General features: G+C 68.5%; 22 protein-coding genes. 5 read left to right on the top strand and 17 right to left on the bottom strand.

Annotated features, from left to right (window positions below; all coding sequences use genetic code 11):
• Window positions 1-34: 34 nt before the first annotated feature.
• The 10 genes from panD to dksA form a co-directional block, all read right to left on the bottom strand.
• Window positions 35-415: an aspartate 1-decarboxylase gene (gene panD / locus ACTCB7_RS11230; protein ID WP_463006743.1), complete on the bottom strand. Its 381-nt coding sequence runs from the start codon at window positions 413-415 to the stop codon at window positions 35-37.
• A gap of 23 nt (window positions 416-438) precedes the next feature.
• On the bottom strand, window positions 439-1,290 hold the full coding sequence (gene panC / locus ACTCB7_RS11225) for a pantoate--beta-alanine ligase (RefSeq protein ID WP_463006742.1): 852 nt from the start codon (window positions 1,288-1,290) through the stop codon (window positions 439-441).
• Entirely contained in the window at window positions 1,290-2,081 is a 792-nt protein-coding gene (gene panB, locus ACTCB7_RS11220) for a 3-methyl-2-oxobutanoate hydroxymethyltransferase (RefSeq protein ID WP_463006741.1), read from the bottom strand. Before panB ends, panC begins: the two co-directional genes overlap by 1 nt.
• A gap of 122 nt (window positions 2,082-2,203) precedes the next feature.
• The gene (folK, locus tag ACTCB7_RS11215; protein WP_463006740.1) at window positions 2,204-2,701 is read right to left on the bottom strand and encodes a 2-amino-4-hydroxy-6-hydroxymethyldihydropteridine diphosphokinase; all 498 of its coding nucleotides are present in this window, start codon (window positions 2,699-2,701) and stop codon (window positions 2,204-2,206) included.
• Window positions 2,694-4,103 (bottom strand): polynucleotide adenylyltransferase PcnB, encoded by a 1,410-nt coding sequence (gene pcnB, locus ACTCB7_RS11210; RefSeq protein ID WP_463006739.1) that lies wholly within the window; start codon window positions 4,101-4,103, stop codon window positions 2,694-2,696. Before pcnB ends, folK begins: the two co-directional genes overlap by 8 nt.
• A 941-nt stretch (window positions 4,104-5,044) precedes the next feature.
• Window positions 5,045-6,439 (bottom strand): sigma-54-dependent transcriptional regulator, encoded by a 1,395-nt coding sequence (locus ACTCB7_RS11205; protein WP_463006738.1) that lies wholly within the window; start codon window positions 6,437-6,439, stop codon window positions 5,045-5,047.
• Entirely contained in the window at window positions 6,417-9,380 is a 2,964-nt protein-coding gene (locus ACTCB7_RS11200) for an ATP-binding protein (protein WP_463006737.1), read from the bottom strand. Before ACTCB7_RS11200 ends, ACTCB7_RS11205 begins: the two co-directional genes overlap by 23 nt.
• Window positions 9,370-9,546, bottom strand: a complete 177-nt coding sequence (locus ACTCB7_RS11195; protein ID WP_463006736.1) for a hypothetical protein — start codon at window positions 9,544-9,546, stop codon at window positions 9,370-9,372. Before ACTCB7_RS11195 ends, ACTCB7_RS11200 begins: the two co-directional genes overlap by 11 nt.
• Before the next feature lie 88 nt (window positions 9,547-9,634).
• Window positions 9,635-10,522, bottom strand: a complete 888-nt coding sequence (gluQRS, locus tag ACTCB7_RS11190; protein WP_463006735.1) for a tRNA glutamyl-Q(34) synthetase GluQRS — start codon at window positions 10,520-10,522, stop codon at window positions 9,635-9,637.
• 61 nt (window positions 10,523-10,583) lie between these two features.
• The gene (gene dksA / locus ACTCB7_RS11185) at window positions 10,584-11,021 is read right to left on the bottom strand and encodes an RNA polymerase-binding protein DksA (RefSeq protein ID WP_463006734.1); all 438 of its coding nucleotides are present in this window, start codon (window positions 11,019-11,021) and stop codon (window positions 10,584-10,586) included.
• A 238-nt stretch (window positions 11,022-11,259) separates the two neighbouring features.
• Between dksA and ACTCB7_RS11180 the strand changes: the two genes are divergently transcribed.
• Together ACTCB7_RS11180 and sfsA are read left to right on the top strand one after the other, a co-directional pair.
• Window positions 11,260-12,426: an aminotransferase class I/II-fold pyridoxal phosphate-dependent enzyme gene (locus ACTCB7_RS11180; RefSeq protein ID WP_463006733.1), complete on the top strand. Its 1,167-nt coding sequence runs from the start codon at window positions 11,260-11,262 to the stop codon at window positions 12,424-12,426.
• 1 nt (window position 12,427) lies between these two features.
• The gene (sfsA, locus tag ACTCB7_RS11175) at window positions 12,428-13,216 is read left to right on the top strand and encodes a DNA/RNA nuclease SfsA (protein WP_463006732.1); all 789 of its coding nucleotides are present in this window, start codon (window positions 12,428-12,430) and stop codon (window positions 13,214-13,216) included.
• Here the strand turns inward: sfsA and ACTCB7_RS11170 are convergent.
• The 6 genes from ACTCB7_RS11170 to ACTCB7_RS11145 all read right to left on the bottom strand — a co-directional run bounded on the left by ACTCB7_RS11170 (window position 13,175) and on the right by ACTCB7_RS11145 (window position 17,552).
• Entirely contained in the window at window positions 13,175-13,525 is a 351-nt protein-coding gene (locus ACTCB7_RS11170; protein ID WP_463006731.1) for a Rieske (2Fe-2S) protein, read from the bottom strand. The genes sfsA and ACTCB7_RS11170 overlap by 42 nt on opposite strands.
• Window positions 13,518-14,129 carry a methionine biosynthesis protein MetW gene (gene metW, locus ACTCB7_RS11165; protein ID WP_463006730.1) on the bottom strand — a complete coding sequence of 204 codons (612 nt, stop codon included), beginning with the start codon at window positions 14,127-14,129 and terminating at the stop codon, window positions 13,518-13,520. Before metW ends, ACTCB7_RS11170 begins: the two co-directional genes overlap by 8 nt.
• Complete coding sequence (gene metX / locus ACTCB7_RS11160; protein WP_463006729.1) at window positions 14,129-15,289, bottom strand: homoserine O-succinyltransferase MetX; 1,161 nt, start codon at window positions 15,287-15,289, stop codon at window positions 14,129-14,131. The genes metW and metX overlap by 1 nt, the downstream gene beginning before the upstream one ends.
• Before the next feature lie 87 nt (window positions 15,290-15,376).
• A complete protein-coding gene (locus tag ACTCB7_RS11155; RefSeq protein ID WP_163650524.1) occupies window positions 15,377-15,967 on the bottom strand; it encodes a YggT family protein in 591 nt (196 codons plus the stop codon).
• 12 nt (window positions 15,968-15,979) lie between these two features.
• Window positions 15,980-16,816, bottom strand: coding sequence for a pyrroline-5-carboxylate reductase (gene proC / locus ACTCB7_RS11150; protein WP_463006728.1), 837 nt, complete (start codon window positions 16,814-16,816; stop codon window positions 15,980-15,982).
• Window positions 16,817-16,844: 28 nt separating this feature from the next.
• The gene (locus tag ACTCB7_RS11145) at window positions 16,845-17,552 is read right to left on the bottom strand and encodes a YggS family pyridoxal phosphate-dependent enzyme (protein ID WP_463006727.1); all 708 of its coding nucleotides are present in this window, start codon (window positions 17,550-17,552) and stop codon (window positions 16,845-16,847) included.
• Between the two features lie 47 nt (window positions 17,553-17,599).
• Between ACTCB7_RS11145 and ACTCB7_RS11140 the strand changes: the two genes are divergently transcribed.
• Window positions 17,600-18,640: a type IV pilus twitching motility protein PilT gene (locus ACTCB7_RS11140; RefSeq protein ID WP_463006726.1), complete on the top strand. Its 1,041-nt coding sequence runs from the start codon at window positions 17,600-17,602 to the stop codon at window positions 18,638-18,640.
• Window positions 18,641-18,678: 38 nt separating this feature from the next.
• Window positions 18,679-19,824 (top strand): PilT/PilU family type 4a pilus ATPase, encoded by a 1,146-nt coding sequence (locus tag ACTCB7_RS11135; RefSeq protein WP_224416432.1) that lies wholly within the window; start codon window positions 18,679-18,681, stop codon window positions 19,822-19,824.
• Window positions 19,825-19,849: 25 nt separating this feature from the next.
• On the opposite strand, the gene ACTCB7_RS11130 is transcribed toward ACTCB7_RS11135, so the two are convergent.
• Complete coding sequence (locus ACTCB7_RS11130) at window positions 19,850-20,959, bottom strand: anhydro-N-acetylmuramic acid kinase (protein WP_463006725.1); 1,110 nt, start codon at window positions 20,957-20,959, stop codon at window positions 19,850-19,852.
• A 100-nt stretch (window positions 20,960-21,059) separates the two neighbouring features.
• Between ACTCB7_RS11130 and tyrS the strand changes: the two genes are divergently transcribed.
• Window positions 21,060-22,256 carry a tyrosine--tRNA ligase gene (gene tyrS, locus ACTCB7_RS11125; protein ID WP_463006724.1) on the top strand — a complete coding sequence of 399 codons (1,197 nt, stop codon included), beginning with the start codon at window positions 21,060-21,062 and terminating at the stop codon, window positions 22,254-22,256.
• Window positions 22,257-22,412 lie beyond the last annotated feature (156 nt).

Here is a 22,412-nt window from a genome sequence, read left to right as displayed (position 1 = left end):
AAATGGCCCCGCCGGTAGCGGCGGGGCGGGGCAATCAGGCGAACTGGATGGGAATGGCGTTGCTGGTGTGGCTGATCGCATTGCCTTCCTGCAGGTAGACGATCGAGGGCTTGTGATCGTCCAGCTCCGAGGTCTCGTAGTGCGCGTAGCTGCAGATGATGACCCGCTCGCCGGCGTTCGCCAGGTGTGCGGCGGCGCCGTTCACGGAGATCATGCGCGAACCTTCCTCGCCACGGATGGCATAGGTGGTGAAGCGCTGGCCGTTCTCGACGTTGTAGATCTGGATCTGCTCGTTCTCGCGGATGCCGGCCATGTCGAGCAGCTCGCCATCGATGGCGCAGGAGCCCTCGTAGTTGAGCACGGCATGGGTGACCCGGGCCATGTGCAGCTTGGCCTTGAGCATGATGGTGTACATGGGCGTTCCTCGATGAGCCGCGATCAGCGCGGCAGCGTTACCGGAAGGTTGTCGATCAGGCGGGCCGGCCCCAGGTGGGCTGCGGCCAGCAGTACCGCCTCTCGGGTGGTGTCGGTCACCGGCCCCAGGTCGTCGGCACGACGCAGCTCGAGATAGTCGGGCTTGAAGCCGGCCTCGGTCAGCTGGGCGAGGCCCTCGCGCAGTGCCGCGTCGGGTTCGTCGCCCCGGGCGAGTGCCTCGCGGGTTGCCGTGAGCACGGCGTACAGGCGCGGGGCGCGGGCACGCTGCTCATCGCTCAGATAGCCGTTGCGCGAGGAGAGGGCCAGGCCGTCCTCGGCACGCACGATGGGCACGCCGACGATCTCGATGGGCATGTGCAGATCGGCGACCATCCGGCGGATGACCGCGAGCTGCTGGTAGTCCTTCTCGCCGAAGCAGGCCAGGTCGGGCTGCACCAGGTTGAAGAGCATGGTCACCACCGTGGACACGCCGTCGAAGTGGCCGGGCCGGCGCGCGCCGCACAGCCCTTCGCTGACCTCGGGCACGTGTACGGTGGCAGAGGCCTCGGTGCCGCGCGGGTAGATGGTCTCGGCGGCCGGCGCGAAAAGGATGTCGCAGCCGGCGCCGTCGAGCGCGGCGCGGTCCGCATCGAGGGTGCGCGGGTAGCTGGCGAAGTCCTCGCCGGGCCCGAACTGCAGCGGGTTGACGAAGATGGTGGCGACGACCAGATCGGCACGGCGGCGCGCTTCGGCGACCAGCGCCAGGTGCCCTTGGTGAAGGTTGCCCATGGTCGGCGCCAGGCCGATGCGGCGGCCGTCACGGCGTGCCTCGCCCAGGATGCGGCGCAGCGTGGCGATGTCGTGAATGGTCTGCATTAGAAACTGTGCTCCTCGGCCGGAAAGCGACGCGCCTTGACGGCGTCATGGTAGGCTTGGAAGGCGCCCTGGATCGAGCCGGCCTCGGCCAGGAAGTTCTTCGAAAAACGCGGGATGTAGCCGCTGCTCACGCCGATCACGTCGTGCATTACCAAGATCTGGCCATCGGTGCCGGCCCCGGCGCCGATGCCGATCACCGGCACCTCGAGGGCGGCCTGCATGGCCCGGCCCAGGTCGGCGGGCACGCACTCGACAAGAACCACCGAGGCGCCGGCCTCGACCAGGGTGCGGGCGTCGGCGATGAGCTGCTCGGCGCGCCCGGCCTCGCGGCCCTGCACCTTGAAGCCGCCGAGCTGGTGGACCATCTGTGGTGTCAGCCCCAGATGGGCACAGACCGGGACGCCGCGCCGGGTCAGTTCCCGCACGCCGTCGGCCATCCACGCTTCGCCCTCGATCTTGACCATCTCCGCCCCGGCCCGCATCAGGGCACCGGCGTCCTGCAGCAGCCGCTCCGTGGAGGTGTTGCTCATGAACGGCAGGTCGGCCATCAGCAGGCTGGCGCCCTTGGTACGGGCCACACAGCGCGTGTGGTAGGCGATATCGTCGAGGGTGACCGGCAGAGTGCTGGTGTGGCCCTGCAGGACCATTCCCAGGGAGTCGCCGACCAGCAGGACCTCGACGCCAGCCCGGCTGGCCGCCTCGGCGAATGAGGCGTCATAGGCGGTCAGACAGCTGAACGGCTCGCCGGCGCGCTTGGCTGCCTGCAGCGTGCTCACGGTGACGGTTTTCATGACTGGCTTCTCGTCGACTTGTCGGACAACGTCCGTTTCGAGGGCGTGGCGGGCAGGATGTTACCGTAACTGTTACCCGCTTCTGGCCTGAAGTGTGGAATGGTAACAAACGTGTTGCAACTCTACTGCTGTGGCACCAGGCGCTGCAACCCGTCGCGGTCGATGGCGTCGGCCAAATGTGACACCGCGGCGTCGCCGATACACGTATCCGGCGCGATGTCGGCCAGCGGGACCAGCACGAAGTTGCGCTCGGTGATCCCCGGGTGGGGCAGCGTGAGGCGTGGCCAGCGGCCCCGGCAATCCCCGTAGAGCAGCAGATCCAGGTCCAGGGTACGCGGTCCCCAGTGGCGCCGGCGCACGCGGCGGTGGCGCTGCTCGAGGGCCTGCAGTTGGTCGAGCAGTGCCAGCGGCGACAGATGGGTGGCCAGCCGGGCCACGGCATTGATGAAGGGCGGCTGATCCTGTGGCCCCATCGGCGTGCTGCGATACAGCGGCGAGCCGGCCTCGCACCGGGTCAACGGCAGGGCGTCCAGTTCGGCCAGGGCGCGGCGCACCTGATGCTCGGGGTCATCAAGGTTGCTGCCCAGGCCGACATAGGCAAGACGCGGCTGCTCAGTCATGATCGGGTGTCGAGCGGCGATTGCGCCCCCCACGGCGGCGCTTGCGCGAGCGTCGCCGCGGTCCGGGCGTGCCGGCCGGGTCGGCGTCGACCTTGCCGAGCAGGCGGCGCTGCTCGTGTTCGTCACCCTCCTGGAAGGCCGTCCACCAGTACCCCAGGCCGGGGGCAACCTCGCCGGCGCTCTCGCGCAGCAGCAGGAAGTCGTACGCGGCACGGAAGCGCGGATGCTCCAGGGTCTGGAAGGCGCGCTTGCCGCGGCGCCGGGGCAGACGTTCCTGCAGGTCCCAGATGTCGCGCATGGGCAGGCTGAAGCGCTTGGGGATCGAGGTGTGCTGGATCTGGCGCGACACGGCCTGCTGGGCAGCGGTCTGCTGGGCGGGAATCGGCGGCATGCCTTCCGCCTGAAGCTGGCCGGTGCGCCACTGCACGCCGGGCCAGAGCAGGGCGCCGAACAGGAAGGCCGGTGTTACCGGCCGCTCCTGGCGGATGCGCTCGTCGGTATTGGCCAGTGCCTGGAGGATCAGGGGCTCGGCCCAATCGAGCTCGGCGATGGACTCGTCCGCCTCGGGGAAGAGCATGGCGAACAGGCCGTACTCGCGCAGCAGGTGATAGGTTGCTACTGCGTGGCCGGAGAGGAAGAGCTTGAGCACTTCCTCGAACAGGCGTGCCGGGGGGATCTGCAGCAGCAGCGGCGCCATGTCGCGGATCGGCGCCTCGGTCGCCGCGGCCAGGCTGAAGTCCAGCTTGGCGGCGAAGCGAATCGCCCGCAGCATGCGCACCGGATCCTCACGGTAGCGGACTTCCGGCTCGCCGATCAGGCGCAGCGTGCGGCTTTCGATGTCGGCCATGCCGCCGGCCCAATCGTGCAGGGAGAAGTCGGCGATGTTGTAGTAGAGCGCGTTGACCGTGAAGTCACGGCGCATGGCGTCTTCCTCGACGCTGCCCCAGACGTTGTCGCGCAGCAGCAGCCCGTCTTCGGACTGGTGGGCGAGATGCTCGCCGTGCTCGTCGCCGGGGCGGCCGCGGAAGGTGGTGACCTCGATGATCTCGCGCCCGAAGCGTACGTGGACGATGCGAAAACGCCGCCCGATGATGCGCGAGTTGCGGAACAGTTCACGCAACTGTTCCGGCGTGGCATCGGTGGCGACGTCGAAATCCTTGGGCGTCTTGCCGAGCAGGGCGTCGCGCAGGCAACCGCCGACCAGATAGGCCTCGAAGCCGGCATTGTGCAGGCGATAGAGCACCTTGAGCGCGTTGTCGCTGAACAGGCGCCGCGAAACGGGGTGATCTTCTCGGGGAATGATGCGAAGCCCGGGGGTCTGGCCGGAGCCGTCCTGATTGCCGAAGAGTGTCTTCAATCGTTCACCGGGGCGTTGCAGAAAGCGGGTAAATCCTTTGAACATGCCGCGATAGTGTCTCGCTGTTCGCGAAAAAGCCAGTGTAGCGGAGCGCTGGAGCCTTGCAAAGCATTGAAGTCGCGCCGCGGCCCGAAACGGGGTGGAAACAGGCGTGTCGAAGGCTCATGAGGAAAGCCCATGAGAAAGGGGAGGCCGGTGGCCTCCCCTTAAGCATTCCGACAGCGTCCGTGCTGTTGATTTTTCTTCGTGATGGCGCATCGCCTTGAATACGCACCACAGTCACCAATTCGGAGTTATCAGGCAAGCAGGATGTTGTTGTTGGTTGTCTTCCTGATGGTGACCGCCTCGTATTCAAAACAATAATCCAACCACGACGGCAGGGGTGTCTGCCTCCCTCCGGCGGCTTGTTATTGTTGCCGGAGGTGCTCCTCGGACAGGCGTTGTTGTTGTTCGTCCTGTGCACGGAGCGCCGCGTCCCGATACATTACCGGATTGTCTCGGCCCTGTTGTGATTGTTGTGGCCGGTGGATTCCTCGCCTGGGTGCTTGTTGTTGTTCGCCCTCGGGAATCGATGTCGTTGCCTGGCTTGTTATTGGGTTCTTGCAACGTGTGTTACCGCGAACGTCTCTTGTTGTTGTTGGCGTCGCCGGCATCCGGGTTTTGTTCTTCTTGCCCGATATAGTGCACCGTGCATGCCACGTGTCGCTTTTTGTTTTAAAAACAGCGTATTAAGAATCCATGGCTGTCGGGAGTTCGTTGTGGGTGGCCTGGGTGTTACCGCTGACGCCCCGTAATGGGGAAAATGCTGTGTGGGATGGTAACAAGTGGTGCAGATTCGCCGGCTCGCACGGAGGCGAGGTGTCGTTTTTCACGAAAAAATCCCTGTTAGACCATGGTCTTGGGCGACATGGGTCGCAGCCGTTCCCGGCGACCATTCGGCTTTCGCCAGGGGCGTCGGGAACGGGTATGCCCAGGGAGGGGCGCCGTCAGGCCGAGCGGCTGCGGGGTGATTTCTTGCGCGGGATGCCGAGGCGTTGGCGCCGCTCCCAGAGGCACTTGCGGCTGATGCCCAGCTTCTGCGCCAGCTCGGTCTCGCTCATCTGGTCCTGGTGCTCGAGCACGAAGTGCTGGAAGTAGTCTTCCAGGGAGAGGTCTTCCTCGGCGACCGCCTTGCCGTCGTCGCCGGTATCCGCCGGGCTGCTGCGAGGCGTCGCCGGTGCCCGGGGCATGGGCGAGGGCTTCAGCCCCAGGTCGTCGGGGTGAATGAGGTTGCCTTCGGCAAGGATGACGCCGCGCTCCAGGGCGTTCTCCAGCTCGCGAACATTGCCCGGCCAGGGGTAGTCGCGGATGTCGCGGCGGGCGGCGCGGGAAAGCTTGAGTCCCTCGCGGTCGTGACGACGGCAGGCGGACTGCAGCAACACGTCGGCGATCTTGAGGATGTCGTCCTCGCGGTCGCGCAGGGGCGGCAGGTCGATCTGCATCACGTTGAGGCGATAGTAGAGGTCGAGACGGAACTCGCCGCTCTTCGACAGCGCATGCAGGTCGCGATGGGTGGCGGCGATCAGGCGGACGTCGACGTGACGGGTCTCGACCGAGCCGATCTTGCGGATCTCGCCCTCCTGCAGCACGCGCAGCAGGCGTGCCTGGGCGTCGAGCGGCAGTTCGCCGATCTCGTCGAGGAACAGCGTGCCGCCGTCGGCGGCCTCGACCAGACCGGTGCGTGCCGCGCTGGCGCCGGTGAAGGCGCCCTTCTCGTGGCCGAACAGCTCGGACTCGATCAGCGTTTCGGGAATCGCCGCGCAGTTGACGCAGATCAGCGGCGCCCGGGCGCGCCGGCTCTGGCGATGGATCGCGCGGGCGACCAGCTCCTTACCGGTTCCCGATTCGCCCTGGATCAGCACCGTGACGTCCGCCGGTGCCGTCTTGCGAATGCGGGTGTAGACGGCCTGCATCGCCGGACAGTTGCCGATCATGTCCTGCGGCACCTGGGGCTGCGTGGCAGGCGGTGCGGTCTCGGCCGTCTCGCGGCGCGGTGCGTGCTGCTCGAGCGCCTGGCTCACGGTGGCCAGCAGTTCCTCGTGATCGAAGGGCTTGGCCACGTAGTCCACGGCGCCCTGCTTCAAGGCATCCACGGCCGAGCGCATGCTGGCATAGCTGGTCATGATCAGCACGGGCACCGGCGCGGCGGCCTCGATCAGCGCCGTGCCCGCCTCGCCGGGCAGGCGCAGGTCGCTGATGATCAGATCGAAGCGGTCGAGCCCCTGGCGACGGGCCTCTTCGACCGATTCGGCCTCGCTGACCGTATAGGCGTGGCGCTCCAGCAATCGACGCAGTGCCGTGCGGATGATGGCTTCGTCTTCAACGATCAGAATCTGGGTCATCGGGGTCTCTGCCATCCTGAGAAGGTTCCGGCAGCCACAGGGCGATGCGGGTGCCGTGATCGAGGTCGGGAAGGGGCGATTCGATGCGCACCTGGCCCCCGTGGTCGCGGATGATGCTGTAGACCAGCGACAGGCCGAGTCCGGTGCCTTCCCCCGGAGGCTTGGTGGTCGTGAAGGGTTCGAACAGGTGATCGCGAATCTCGGGATCGATGCCGCACCCGGTGTCGACCACGGCCAGGCACACCCCGCCGTCCTGCGCTCCCGCCTCGACGACGACCGCGGCGCCCGGCGGGCTGGCGTCCCGGGCGTTGCCGAGCAGATTGACCAGCACCTGCACCAGACGCTGGGTGTCTCCCTGCACCGTCAGGCCGGCGGGGCAGTCGTTTCGGTAGACGATATCCTCGCCCGAGCGGGCCAGCTGTATCAAGTGCAGGGCCTCGTCGGCCAGTTCGCGGACATCGCAGGACGTCATGCCGACGGCCTGCCCGCCGTGCCGGCCGCCATGGGCGAAGCTCACCAGCGAGCCGACGATCCGCGAGACACGCTCGGTGAGCTGCTGGATCTGATCGGCGGACTCCAGCACCACCGGGTCGTCGGTGTCGTAGCGCAGGTTCTGGACCAGCGAGGAGATGCCGGTGATGGGGTTGCCGATCTCGTGGGCGACGCCGGCGGCCAAACGCCCGATGGACGCCAGGCGTTCGGCATGAACCAGTTCGTCCTCGAGCCATTTCATGTCGCTGTGATCCTCGATCAGCACCACGGTGCCGCCGCGTTCGCCGTCGGCCACGTCGAGGTCGGCCTTGTGCAGGGTCAGGTAGCGGGTGCCGGCCGCCAGCGGCACGGGCTGCTTGTAGAGGAAGCGGTCGTGATGATCGAAGGTGCGCCCCAGCAATTCCGCCCAGGGCGCCGGCAGGCTCTCGCGGCGGGCACCGATCACGCTGGCGCCGTCGATGCCGGACAGTCGCGCCAGGGCGTCGTTCCACATCAGCAGCTCGCCGTCGTCGCCGAAGGCGCACAGGCCGATCGGCAGCTGGGTCAGGGTGCGGCGATGGTAGCGGCGCAGTCCGTCGAGCTCGCGAGCCAGACCGGTCAGGCGTGTGCGGTAGGCCTCGAGCAGGCTCTCGACGTAATGCACGTCGTCGGTGGCCGGCTGCGGGCCGGTTTGGAAGGGCAGGAACCGGTCGACGATGTCTCGCGCCACCGACGGCCCCATCAGGCCCGACAGGTTGGCCTGCAGCCGCCCCCGCAACCGCCGCAGGGCGTAGGGCCGGCTTTCCTGCGGCGACATGCCCAGGTCATCCAGGGCGTGATCGACCTCGCGGGCGGCGACATCGGGCCCCAGGGCGCTGCTCAGGTGGCGCTTGAAGTCCTGTGCCGTGCGGGCGCTGAGCGGCAGGCGCTTGGGACGGATGACGGCGTCGATCGAACAGGCCTCCGCGGCGGCGCGTTCCCCGTCGGAGGTGCGCGTCATCAGCGAGACCCCGATGAAGGTCAGGGCGTTGGCGGCCAGCGAGATCAGGGTGACGGCGTACCAGGCCGGCTCGTTCTCGAGCAGCTCGAGCCCCGGCGGGATGAGCACCAGCGGCGGAAGGTCGACGACCAGCGGCAGCCAAAGCCCGCCCAGCCACAACAGGCTGCCGACCAGCAGCCCGCTGACCATGCCCTTGCGGTTGGCACCCGGCCAGTAGAGTACCGCCAGCATGCCGGGCAGACACTGGGCGATGCCGATGAAGGCCACCAGCCCCAGCGTGGTGGGGTCGTGATGCACGCCCACCAGCCGGTAGAATACCCAGCCGCCGAGAATCACGGCGATGACCAGCAGGCGGCGCAGGCCGAGCAGCCAGCGATAGAGGTTGTCCTGGCGCGCCGGCGGGTGGGCCACCAGCACCAGATGATTGAGCGCCATGCCGGCCAGGGACAGGGTAGTGACCACCAGGGTACCGGCGGCGGCGGCGAGTCCGGCGATGAGGACCAGCGCGATCACGCCGGGCGAGTCGCTGAGCATGAAGGCCAGATAGGCCAGCCCGGTTTCCGGCGAGGCGATTCCCAGCGACTGCGCAGCCCAGAGAATCAGCGGCGCCGGCAGGGCGATCAGCAACAGCAGCAGCGGCAGTTGCCAGCCGGCCTGCAACAGCGCCGGGCGTGACGGTCCCTGGGCGAAGACCATGTGAAACATGTGGGGCGCCAGAAAGGCGGCGGCGAAGAACAGCAGCAGCAGGGTACGCCACTGGCCGGGTGGCAGACGGGCGGCCAGTGCCTGCAGCGGCTGTCCGGGGCCCTCGAGCCATTGCTGAAGGTCGGCCGGGCCGCTGAAGACGCCGTACAGGGCGATGACACCCAGGGTGAGCATGGCGCCCAGCTTGAGCAGCGAACCGGTGGCGACGGCTGCGGTCAGGCTGTCGTGATCGGCGTTGAGGTGAGCATGGCGCGCGCCGAGGCGCAGGGCCAGCGCCGCCGCCAGCACACAGAAGGCCAGCGCCAGCCAGGCCGGGTCGGCGAGTCCGCTGAGGCGATAGGCGATGGCGCCCACCACCTGGGCCTGCTGGGCCAGCAGCGGCAGCACCGCCAGCAGGGTGATCACGGTCACCAGCGTGCCGACCCAGCGGCTGCGAAAGCGGAAGGCGAACAGGTCGGCCAGCGAGGCCAGTTGATAGGTGCGGGTCAGGCGCAGGATCGGCACCAGCAGCACCGGTGCCAGCAGGAAGGCGCCGGCCACGCCCAGGAAGTAGGCCAGGTAGCCGTAGCCGATCTCGGCGGCCAGCGCGATGCTGCCGAACAGCCCCCAGGCGTTGACGTAGACGCCCAGCGACAGGCCGTAGACCAGCGGGTGATGCACGATCCGCGTCGACAGCCAGCCCCGTTCCACGGCACTCGCGGCCAGCAGCATCAGCCCCAGATAGCCGGCCGTCAGCGCCAGCAGCCCCGTCAGGCTAATGCTCATCGAGCTTCCTTTTCTGTTCCAGCCACACCGACAGGGCGATCAGCCCGCCCCAGATCAGGAAGGGGCGATACCAGGCCATGCCGGGAACCGCCCAGCCGCTCATCAGCGCCGGCGACAGCAGGTAGCCGCCGAAGACCAGAAACAGCATGATGCGGTAAACGTACATTCGCAGGCCCGCGCGGGATAAACCATCGAGTGTAGGGAAGGCGAGGGCGGCGGCTCAACCCGACGTGAGTCGCATCCGCGCCGGGCATTCAGGTGTGCGGGGCGGGTAGGTGCGCGTGGGCATCGAGGCGGCTCGGATCCCAGTGGCGAACGGCGTGGGCGAGCTGTTCCGCCACGGGGGCCGTGCGCAGCGCCGCCGGCGGCGCCTGGGCCAGCAGCCCCAGGGCGTCGTGCAGCCAGTGGCGCACGCTGGTGTCGTCCTCGGGCAGCGCCGGGGCGAGGTTCTGCTTGGAGAGCTTCTGGCCGTTCTCGGCCACCACCAGCGGCAGGTGCAGATAGCGTGGATGCGGGGCGCCCAGCGCAGCCTGCAGCTGCCATTGCCAGGGCGTGTTGTCGAGCAGGTCGACGCCGCGCACCACATCGGTGATGCCCTGGTCGGCGTCATCCACCACCACCGCCAGCTGGTAGGCCCAGAGACCCTCCTTGCGCTTGAGCACCACGTCACCCAGCTCGGCGGGGTCGAAGCACTGCTCGCCGAACAGGCGATCCTGCCAGATGACCGGGCGCTCCCCGAGATCGCTGCGCAGCCGCCAGGCCAGCGGGCGCCCGGGGGCGCGGATGCCGTCGCGGCACCAGCCGGGGTAGATGGGGTACTCGCGCCATTCCTTGCGCGAGCAGCTGCAGGGGTAGGCCAGCCCGGCGGTGACCAGACGATCCAGCGCCGCCTGGTAGGCGGCATCGCGCGTTTGCTGATAGCGGATCTCGCCGTCCCAGTGAAGGCCGTAGGCCTCGAGCTGGCGGCGGATGGTGTCGGCGGTGCCCGGCGGACAGCGCGGCGGGTCGACGTCCTCGATGCGCAGCAGCCAGGTGCCGCCGGCGTGGCGGGCATCGAGGAAGCTGCCCAGCGCGGCGACCAGCGAGCCGAAGTGCAGCGGACCGGAGGGGGTGGGGGCGAAACGGCCGCGATAGCCGGGCATCGAGCTCTCCTGAAACGCAAACGGGCGCCGTGCGGCGCCCGTGTCCGGTCGGCCGGGGGGCTCAGCCGCCCAGCTGCTTTTCCTTGAGTTCCGCCAGCGTCTTGCAGTCGACGCACAGCGTGGCGGTCGGGCGTGCCTCGAGGCGACGGATGCCGATCTCGACGCCGCAGGCCTCGCAGAAGCCGTAGTCGTCCTCGTCGATCTTCTCGAGGGTCTCGTTGATCTTCTTGAGCAGCTTGCGCTCACGATCGCGGGTGCGCAGCTCCAGGCTGAAGCCTTCTTCCTGGGTCGCCCGGTCGGCCGGGTCGGCGTAGTTGTTGGCGTCTTCCTGCAGATGGCGCACGGTGCGGTCCACCTCTTCCATGAGATCCTGCTTCCAGCCCAGCAGGATCTGGCGGAAGTGCTCCAGCTGCTTCTCGTTCATGTACTCTTCCCCCGGCGCCGGCTCGTACGGGGTGAATTTCTTGGGCGCTTCCGTTTTCTGTTCCGCTACTGGCATGGGGCTGCCTCATTACTCAAGTGACTTGGGCCGATGCCCGGCCGGTCGAAGGCGAGTCGGGGTGTCCGTCTCCGTCGCCTCCACGGATGGCATGCCCACCCGAAGCCTTGCTTATTTAGCGAAAAAGCGGTGGGTTTGCAACCGCTGAAGCGGCTTGTCGTGAGAAGATTGACCCGTGTCGCATGCCCGGGCAACGTGGCGTGCGAATCTGGGGATGGCGCAGGAGGAGGACGCCGGCATGAACTGGAACACCCGTATCGACCGGGTGCAGCCGTTTCGCGTGATGGGACTGCTTGAGCAGGCCCAGGCACGCGAGGCGGCCGGACACGACGTGATTCACCTGGAAATCGGCGAGCCGGACTTCGCCACGCCCGAGCCGGTGGTGGAGGCCGGGCGGCAGGCGCTGGCCGAGGGGCGGACCCGCTACACGCCGGCCGGCGGCATTCCGGCGCTGCGCGAGGCGATCGCCGGCCACTATGCGGCGCATTTCGGTGCCGACATCGATCCGGCGCGGATTCTGGTCACCCCGGGGGCCTCGGGGGCGCTGCTGCTGGCCAGCCAGCTTTTGGTGGGGCGCGGCGATCGGGTGCTGATGGCCGATCCCACCTACCCCTGCAACCGCCACTTCATGGGGCTGGCCGATGCCGAGATCGACTGCGTGCCGGTGGGCGATGAAAGCGGCTGGCAGCTCGACGCCGCGCTCGTCGCCCGGCACTGGCAGCCGGCGACCCGGCTGGCGATGCTGGCCACGCCCTCCAATCCCACCGGGCACATGCTCGATGCCGGCGGGCTGCGGGCCGTGGCCGGCGAGGTCGCCCGCCGCGACGGCGCGCTGCTGGTCGACGAGATCTATCAGGGGCTGAGCTACGACGTGGCGCCGGTGAGCGCCGCCGCCGTGGCCCCCGAGGCCTTCGTGGTCAACAGCTTCTCGAAGTACTTCGGCATGACCGGTTGGCGCCTGGGTTGGCTGGTCGCCCCGGAGGCGGCCGTGGAACCCCTGACCCGGCTGGCCCAGAACGTCTTCCTCGCTGCGCCGACACTGTCGCAGCACGCCGCGCTGGCGGCCTTCACCCCCGAGTGCGCCACCGAACTCGAACGTCGCCGGCGCGAGCTGCATCGGCGCCGCGACGCGCTGCTGGCCGGGCTCGAGCGGCTGGGGCTGGCGCCGGCGATGCCGCCCCAGGGGGCCTTCTACCTGTGGCTCGACGTGTCGCGCTACACCCGCGACAGCCAGGCCTTCTGCCAGCGGCTGCTGGAAACCGAGAACGTCGCCATCACGCCGGGCGTCGACTTCGCCGTGCGCGGCGGCGAGCACCATGTGCGCATCGCCTTCACCAACGATGTCGCCCGGCTCGAGGAGGCGGTGGAACGACTCGGCCGCTTTCTGGCGCGAGAGGCGGGCTGACGTGGACTATCCCGAGCTTGTTTCCGGGATTCTGCGTCGGCGCTACAAGCGCTTTCTTGCCGATGTCGAACTGGCCGACGGTACCGTGGTGGTGGCTCACTGCCCCAACACCGGCTCGATGCGGGCGGTCAACGTGCCGGGCTGCCGGGTGTGGCTGTCGCCGAGCACCAATCCGGCACGCAAGCTGGCCTGGACCTGGGAGCTGATCGAACTGCCCCGGCCGGAAGGCGGCGTGGCTCTGGCCTCCGTGCACACCGGGCGCACCAATGCCATCGTCGAGGAGGCGCTGCGAGGCGAGCGCATCGAGCCGCTAGCCGGCTACGCCACGCTCCGGCGCGAGGTCCGGGTCGGCGACGCCCGGCGTAGCGACGCGCGGCGTGGCGACGCCCGGCTCGACTTCCGGCTCGATGACCCGCGCCACGGCACCGCCTTCGTCGAGGTCAAGCAGGTCACCCTGCAGGAGGCCGACGGTCACGGCTACTTTCCCGACACGGTGAGCGAGCGTGCCACCCGGCATCTCGAGACCCTCGCCGGGCTGGCTGCCGACGGGCACCGCGCGGTGCTGCTGTTCTGCGTCGCCCATACCGGCATCCGTGACGTCGCCCCGGCCGCGCATCTCGATCCGCGCTATGCCGAGACGCTGCGGCGCGTCGCGGACGCGGGCGTCGAGGTGCTGGCCTACGGGTGCCGGGTGAGCCGGCGCGACGGGCGGCCGGCCGGCATCACCCTGGCCGGCTGCTTGCCGGTGTCACTGCATCGCCAGGTGCACGACGCCGGCGTCGTCGACTGACACCGGCACCGGCGTCAGGCGCTTGCCCTGGCAGGGGCCGGCCAGGCACTCGCCGCTGGCGGGCAGGAACAGCGCGCCGTGGCGGTCGCAGCGCAGCAGTGCGCTGCCGGCATCGAGGAAGCGACCGGCGGCGTCGCCCAGCGAACCGGCGCGATGCGGGCAGTGGTCGCGGTAGGCGCGCACGTGATCGCCGTCGTGAACCAGCAGCACCCGCCCGCCATCGGGCAGCGCCGCGCTCGCCGTGCCGTCGGCCGCGAAGTCGCCCGGCCGGGCCAGGAGGGCGCTGCCCGGCGCGGGGCTTTCAGCCACGACGGCGCGCCTCGCCGCGGCCGACCCGAAAGATGGCGATCTCGCCGAACAGGTTGGGCCACAGCCGGCTGGACCAGTGGCTTTCATGGTCGCCCCGGCCCACCGCGCGGTCGGTGATCACCAGTCCCTTGTCGGTGCACAGGCGCTCGAAGTCGTTGAAGGTGGACAGGTGGATGTTGGGCGTGTCGTACCAGGCGTAGGGCAGCGAGCGCGACACCGGCATGAAGCCCTTGAAGCCCAGGTACAGGCGATGACGCCAGTAGGCGAAGTTGGGGAAGGTGATGATCGCCTCGCTGGCCACCCGCAGCATCTCGTCAAGCATCCGGTCGGGGCGGCGCAGGGCCTGCAGGGCCTGGGTCATGATCACCAGGTCGCAGGCGTCGTCGTCGAAGTTGGCCAGGCCCTGGTCGAGGTCCTGCTCGATGACGTTGACGCCGCGTTCCAGGCAGGCGGTGATGCCGTCGGGGTCGATCTCGAGGCCGTAGCCGGTGACGCCCTTGTCGCGAGCCAGGGCGTCGAGCAGGGTGCCGTCGCCGCAGGCCAGGTCGAGGACCTGGGCGCCCTCGGGCACCCAGCGGTGGATCAGTGTCAGGTCGGGACGCATCAGTGACGCTCCTCCAGGCCGAGGTCGCGGGCCACGCGCTTCATGAAGCCGCCGAACACGGCGCCATAGCGCGGGTCCGGGAGCAGGAAGGCATCGTGGCCGTGGGGGGAGTCGATGGCCGCGTAGCTGACCGGCTTGCGGGCGCGCATCAGCGCATCGACCAGCTCCCGCGAGCGTTCCGGCGTGAAGCGCCAGTCGGTGGAGAAGCTGACCACCAGGAAACGGCAGGAGGCCGGCGCCAGGGCGGCGGCCAGGTCGCCCTGATGGTCGGCCGCCGGGTCGAAGTAGTCCAGCGCCTTGGTCATCAGCAGGTAGGTGTTGGCGTCGAAGGCGGTGGAGAAGGCGTCGCCCTGATAGCGCAGGTAGGACTCGACCTGGAACTCCACGTCATAGCCGAAGTTGAGCTCGTCGCTGCGCAGGTCGCGGCCGAACTTGGCGCCCATCGAGTGCTCGGACAGGTAGGTGATGTGGCCGACCATGCGCGCCAGCTTGAGGCCGCGCTTGGGCACGGTATCGTGCGCCGCGTACCAGCCGTCGTGGAAGTCGGGGTCGGAGCGGATCGCCTGGCGGGCGACCTCGTTGAAGGCGATGTTCTGCGCGGTCAGCCGCGGCGTGGCGGCGATCACCACGGCGTTGGCGATGCGCTCCGGGTAGCGCATCGCCCACTGCAGTACCTGCATGCCGCCCAGGCTGCCGCCGACCACGGCGGCGAAGCGCTCGATGCCCAGCCGGTCGGCGAGCCGGACCTGGCTGTCGACCCAGTCGCCGACGGTCATCACCGGGAACTCCGGCCCCCACAGACGACCGGTCTCGGGGTTGATGTGGCAGGGGCCGGTGCTGCCGTGGCAGCCCCCCAGGTTGTTCAGGGACACCACGAAGAAGCGGTTGGTGTCGATGGCCTTGCCGGGGCCGATGTGGGCGTCCCACCAGCCGGGCTTGCGGTCGTCCGGGCTGTGGTAGCCGGCGGCGTGATGGTGGCCCGACAGGGCGTGGCAGATCAGCACGGCGTTGCTGCGCTCGGCATTGAGCTCGCCGTAGGTCTCGTAGACCAGCTCATAGGCCGGCAGGGTCTTGCCGCAGGCCAGCGGCAGTGGCTCGTCGAAGCGGGCCTGCTGCGGCGTCACCAGACCGACCGAATCGGCGGGGAGCGTTTCGGGCATGAGGGGTCCGTGTCCAGTTCGTGACAGGGCCCGGTCGGGCCCTGTGTCTTGCTTCGTTATCGGTGTTGTCGATCGCCGGGCCGCCGCTCAGAGGCCGACCAGGGCGCCGGCGATACCGGCGGCGCGGGTCAGCGAGCCGACCAGGACGCTGTCGATCAGGTTGATGGCGATGAACACCACGATCGGCGACAGGTCGATCATGCCCAGCGGCGGTATCACGCGGCGCACCGGGGCCATGATCGGCTCGACCAGCTGCATGATCAGGATCGCCCCCGGGTGACTGGCATGCGGCGCCACCCAGCTGAGGATGATCATGCCGATCAGGGCGAAGAAGTAGATCTTGAGGATCGCACTGGCCAGCGCCGCCACCGAGGCGATGGCGATGCCGCCGAAGGAGGGGATGCCGCCGATCGCCACCTGCATGATCAGGATGATGCTCAGCGCCTTGATGATGAAGCCGGCCGCCAGGGTGGCCAGGTCGACGCGACCCATGGGCCGCAGGAAACCCTGCAGCGGCTTGACCACCGGTTGGGTCACCTTGACCACCGATTGGCTGATCGGGTTGTAGTAGTCGGCACGCGATGCCTGCAGCAGGAAGCGCAGCATCAGCAGGAACAGGTAGATGTTGATCAGGGTGTTGACCAGCATCAGGCCGGCGCTTCCCAGTTGACTTCCCATGGACTCCCTCCGTTATCGGTTCGGCGTCGACTCGCCGAGTTCGGCGGCCATCTCGCGGGCGCGGGCGGCGCAGGCTTCGGTCGCCTCGGCGAACAGCGCGCGCAGCCCGCCTTCCTCGAGGCTGTGAATGGCGCGTTCGGTGGTGCCGCCCGGCGACATCACGTTGCGGCGCAGCTGCGCGGGGTCGTGCTCGCTGCGTTGCGCCATCGTCGCCGCCCCCAGGCCGGTCTGCAAGGCCAGCCGGCGCGCCGTGGCGGCGGGCAGACCGAGGCGCACGCCGGCTTCCTCGAGGGCCTCGAAGACCAGGAAGAAGTAGGCCGGGCCGCTGCCGGAGACCGCGGTGACGGCCTCGAGCAGCGCTTCGTCATCGACCCACTCGACGAGGCCCACGGCCTCCAGCAGGGTGGTGGCGAGCTCGCGCTGTTCGTCGCTGACCCGGGCGTTGGCGTAGAGCCCGCTGGCGCCGGCACCCACCAGCGACGGCGTATTGGGCATGCAGCGTACCACTGCCAGATCGCCGCCGAGCCAGGTGTCCAGCGTTTCGGCGGTGAGGCCGGCGGCCACCGAGACGATCAGCGGACGACGCGCCTGCACGGCGTCGCGCAGGCCTTCGCAGACCTCGCGCATGATCTGGGGCTTGACCGCCAGTACCACCACGTCGGCCTCGGCGACAGCCGCGGCGTTGTCATCGGTGGTGTGGATGCCACGCTCGGCGGCGAGGGCCGCCAGCCGCTCGGGGTCGGGACTGGTGGCGGTGATCGCCGCGGCCGGATAGCCGTTGTCGATCATGCCGCCGAAGATAGCGCTGGCCATGTTGCCGGCGCCGATGAAGGTGACTTGGCTTGCCATGCGAAGCTCCTCTGAGAAGCGTGAGTGGTCAGGGGCGCGGAGGCCGGGCCCCGAAGATGGCGGTGCCCAGCCGCACCCAGGTGGCGCCTTCCTGCACCGCGGCTTCCAGGTCGCCGCTCATGCCCATCGACAGGGTGTCCAGGGCCAGTTCGGGGTGCGCCGTGTTGAGGCGTTCCAGGCACTCGCGCAGCTGGGCGAAGGGCCGGCGCTGGGCGTCCAGGGTCTCGGCCGGGGCGGGAATCGCCATCAGCCCGCGCAGGCGCAGATTGGGCAGGCCGGCGACCTCGAGGGCCAGTGCCTCGAGCGCCTCGGGCGGCACGCCCGACTTGCTGGCCTCGCCGCTGACATTGACCTGCAGGCAGATCTCCAGCGGGCCGAGTTCGGCGGGGCGCTGGGCCGAGAGGCGGCGGGCGATCTTGAGCCGGTCGACGCTGTGCACCCAGCGGAAATGCTCGGCCACCTCGCGGGTCTTGTTGGATTGCAGCGGGCCGATGAAATGCCAGACGATATCTTCCAGCTCGGCGAGCGCGGCCTGCTTGTCGAGGGCTTCCTGCAGGTAGTTTTCGCCGAAGTCGCGCTGCCCGGCCCGGTAGGCCTCGCGGAGGCGTTCGGCCGGCTGGGTCTTGCTGACCGCCAGCAGGCGGGTGGCGTCGGCACGGCGGCCGGACTGCCGAAGAGCCGCGTCCAGGCGCCGGCGGGCGCGCAGGAGGGCTTCGCTGACCTGAGCGTCTGGCATACTGGCCTCTATCCGAATAACGACAGCAACACGAGCAGGGGAAGTGAATGGATATTACCGAACTACTGGCATTCTCGGCAAAGCAGAACGCCTCGGACCTGCACCTGTCCGCCGGGCTGCCGCCGATGATCCGGGTCGACGGTGACATTCGCCGGCTCAATGTGCCGGCGATGGAGGACAGCGAAGTCCGCCGGATGATCTACGACATCATGGGCGATCGCCAGCGCCGCGACTACGAGGCCTACCTTGAGACCGACTTCTCCTTCGAGGTGCCCGGGGTGGCGCGCTTTCGCGTCAATGCCTTCAATCAGGGCCGCGGTGCCGGGGCGGTGTTCCGCACCATTCCCGGCCAGGTGATGACGCTCGAGGACCTGGAGCTGGGCGAGGTGTTCCGCCAGTTCGCGCGGATGCCGCGGGGGCTGGTGCTGGTGACCGGGCCCACCGGCTCGGGCAAGTCGACGACGCTGGCGGCGATGGTCGACTACATCAACGAGACACGCCACCATCATATCCTGACGATCGAGGATCCGATCGAGTTCGTGCATGTCAGCAAGCGCAGCCTGATCAACCAGCGCGAGGTGCACCGTCACACCCAGGGATTCTCCCAGGCGCTGCGCTCGGCGCTGCGCGAGGACCCCGACGTGATCCTGGTCGGCGAGCTGCGTGACCTGGAGACCATACGGCTGGCGCTGACCGCGGCGGAGACCGGACATCTGGTATTCGGCACGCTGCACACCACCTCGGCGGCCAAGACCATCGACCGGGTCATCGACGTCTTTCCCGGCGACGAGAAGGCGATGGTGCGCTCGATGCTCTCCGAGTCGCTGCAGGGGGTGGTGTCACAGGCCCTGCTCAAGCGCCAGGGGGGCGGACGGGTCGCCGCCCACGAGATCCTGGTGGCCACCTCGGCGGTGCGCAACCTGATCCGCGAGGACAAGGTGGCGCAGATCTATTCGGCGATCCAGACCGGGGGCAACCTGGGCATGCAGACCCTGGACATGGCGCTGAGCCGGCTGGTCAACCAGAACCTGGTGTCCCGCGAGGAGGCCCAGGCCAAGGCCAAGGGACGCCTGCCGGCGGCCTCCTGAAACAATGAATACCATGGTGACGCGACAAGGAGACCGGCATGACACCCGGTGAATGGCTGCAGCAGCTGCTGGACCTGATGATCGACAAGCAGGCCTCGGACATGCTGATTTCCACCAATGCGCCGGCCTCGCTGAAGATCGACGGCCAGCTGGTGGCGCTGGGCGAGACGCCGCTGTCGATCGCCCAAGTTCGCCAGCTGGTGATGGCGGCCCTGCCCCAGGGCCTGACCGAGCGCTTCGAGCGCGACCACGAGGCCAACTTCGCGCTGAGCCTGCAGGGCAAGGGGCGCTTTCGGGTCAGCGCCTTCTATCAGCGCAGCCAGATGGCCATGGTCATCCGCCGCATCGCCTTCGACATTCCGTCGCTGACGGCGCTGGGCCTGCCGGACGCACTGGGCGAGCTGGCGCTGCTCAAGCGGGGGCTGGTGTTCGTGGTGGGCGGCACCGGCACCGGCAAGTCCACCACCCTGGCGTCGATGATCCAGTATCGCAACGCCAGCGCCGGCGGCCACATCCTGTGCATCGAGGACCCGATCGAATACATCCATCCGCATCGCCGCGCGATCATCAATCAGCGCGAGGTGGGCATCGATACCGAGTCGTTCGAGGTGGCGCTGAAGAACGCCCTGCGCCAGGCGCCGGACGTGATCATGATCGGCGAGATCCGCTCCCGCGAGACCATGGAGCAGGCGCTGACCTTCGCCGAGACCGGTCACCTGTGCCTGGCGACCCTGCACGCCAACAACGCCAACCAGGCGCTCGAGCGCGTCATCCACTTCTTTCCCGCCGAACGCCACGAGCAGGTCTGGCTGGATCTGTCGCTGAACCTGCAGGCGATCGTCGCCCAGCAGCTGCTGCCGCGTCAGGACGGCCGGGGTCGCGTGGCGGCGATCGAGATCCTGCGCCGCTCGCCGCTGATCGGCGACCTGATCCGCAAGGGCGAGGTGGGCGAGATCAAGGGCTTGATGGCGCGTTCGCGGGAGCTGGGCATGCAGACCTTCGACCAGGCGCTCTATGAGTGCTATCGACGGGGCGACATCAGCGAGGATGTGGCCCTGGTCCATGCCGAGTCGGCCAACGACCTGCGCATGATGATCAAGTTCGGTGACGGCGCCCACCAGGGTGTGGAGCAGGCGCTGGATGCCGCCGATCGGCTGTCGCTGCGCGACAGCGACGACTACTGAGTGTCGCCACCGGGGCGCTGACGTCTCAGCGGCTGTAGAGGCCGCCCAGCACGCGCTCGCCCGCCGCGCCGGTGACGGCCGGCAGGTTGCCGGGCAGGCCGGCAAGGCGCCGCCAAGCCAGCCAGGCGAAGGCGCCGGCCTCGAGCCAGTCGGCATGCCAGCCGAACATCTCGCAGCTTGCCAGCGTCAGGGTCGGCAGGTGGCGGCCCAGGCGTTGCAGCAGATCGGCATTGTGCGTGCCGCCGCCACAGGGGATCAGGGTGGCGGGCACCGGGCCGAGCGTCTGGGCAATGCCCAGCGCGATGCTCCTCGCGGTCAGTTCGGCGAGCGTCGCCTGAACGTCCTGCGCCGCTTCGCGGCCGCTCAGGTGTGCCTCCAGCCAGGCGAGGTGGAAGTATTCGCGGCCGGTGCTCTTGGGCGGGCGTCGGGCAAAGAAGGGGTCCTCCAGCAAGCGCTCGAGCAGGGCGGCATCGACCGTGCCACCGGCGGCCCAGCGACCGGCGGGGTCATGGTGGCCGTCTGCATGGTGGCGGGCGTACCAGGCATCGAGCAGCGTGTTGGCCGGTCCGGTATCGAAGCCGGTGACCGGCATCGCGCGGGAGCCGGGCGGCAGCAGGGTCAGGTTGGCGAAGCCGCCCAGGTTGAGCACCGCTCGCCATTCGTCGCTGTCCGAGAACAGCGCGGCATGAAAGGCCGGGGCCAGCGGTGCGGCCTGACCGCCGGCGGCCAGGTCGCGGCGGCGGAAGTCGCCCACCACTGCACAGCCGGTCAGTTCGGCCAGCAGGCTGGGGTTGTCGAGCTGACAGGTATACGGGGCCTCACCGTCCGGGGCGTGCTCGATGGTCTGGCCGTGGCTGCCGATGGCGGCGATTGCGTCGGCGTCCAGATGGTTGCGCGCGAGCAGCTGCTGGACCGCCTCGGCCTGCAGCCGGCAGAAGGCCGATTCCGCCCGGGCCAGCTCGGCGAAGCGCACCGAGTCGGCCTGGCACAGGGCCAGCAGGTCGGCGCGCAGTGTCTCCGGCATGGGCATGCCAACGGCATCCAGCAGCTCGGGGTGGCTCTCGCCGCAGCGGACCAGGGCGGCATCGATGCCGTCCAGGCTGGTGCCCGACATCAGGCCGACGAACAGGGGCATGGAGGTCTCCTTCCGTGGGATGCGCTCAACCGCGTGTGCCAGACATGCTACCATCCCCGGCCATTGATCCAGACAACCGTTTGCTGTGGAGAAGGGCACGATGACCGATGTCGCCGATGCGCTGGCGCTGCTCAAGCGCGGTGCTCATGAAATCCTGCTCGAGGACGAGCTGAAGGAGAAGCTCGCTTCCGGGCGCAAGCTGCGTATCAAGGCCGGTTTCGACCCCACCGCCCCGGACCTGCACCTCGGGCACAGCGTGCTGCTGACCAAGATGCGCCAGTTCCAGGACCTGGGGCACGAGGTCATCTTCCTGATCGGCGACTTCACCGGGCGTATCGGTGACCCCACCGGCAAGAACGTCACCCGCAAGCCGCTCACCGAGGAAGAGGTCAAGGCCAACGCCAAGACCTATCGCGAGCAGGTTTTCAAGGTGCTCGATCCGGAAAAGACCATCGTCGCCTTCAATGCCGACTGGATGAGCAAGCTCTCCGCCGCCGACATGATCGAGCTGGCCGCCCAGTCCACGGTGGCGCGCATGCTCGAGCGCGACGACTTCGAGAAGCGCTACAAGGCCAATCAGTCGATCTCGATCCACGAGTTCCTCTACCCGCTGGTGCAGGGCTACGACTCGGTGGCGCTGGAGGCCGACGTCGAGCTGGGCGGTACCGACCAGAAGTTCAACCTGCTGATGGGCCGCGAGATCCAGAAGCACTTTGGTCAGGCGCCGCAGGTCGTCATCACCATGCCGCTGCTCGAGGGGCTCGACGGCGTGCAGAAGATGTCCAAGTCGCTGGGCAACTATGTCGGGCTCGATGAAGCCCCGGGCACGATGTTCAACAAGCTGGTCTCGATGCCCGATTCGCTGATGTGGCGCTACTTCGAGCTGCTGTCGCTGAAGTCCAACGAGGCGATCGAGGACCTGCGCCGGCGCATCGACGAAGGCGCCAACCCCCGGGACATCAAGATGGAGCTGGCGCGCGAACTGATCGCCCGCTACCACGGCGAGGAAGCCGCCGCCAATGCGCACCGCAGCGCCGGCAACCAGCTGGCCGAGGGCGAGCTCCCCGAGGACATGCCCGAGGTGACGGTCGAGTTCGAGGGCGAGCAGGCACCGATTGCTGCGGTACTCAACCGCGCCAACCTGACCAACAACAGCGCCCAGGCCAAGGACATGCTCGGCAACGGTCGGGTCCGGGTCGATGGTGAAGTGGTCGCCCGCGATCACATGCTGGATATCGGCAAGAGCTACGTGATTCAGGCCGGCAAGAAGCGCTATGCACGGGTGACACTCACCTGATCGAACTCTGCGCTTGTCGCTGTTCTGTGACGCCCGCCTTCTTGGCGGGCGTTTTTATCTATTCAGTTTATCCACACCCGGTTGTCGGCGGTTCATGAAGGCGGCTGTGGACAGGCGGATTCGGGCGAGGGGCGTGGCGCCGAAATTTTTTTCGGG

The organism is Modicisalibacter sp., assembly GCF_055145905.1.
Note: the sequence above shows the minus strand (reverse complement) of the source record. Positions and strands in the feature narration are given on the sequence as shown.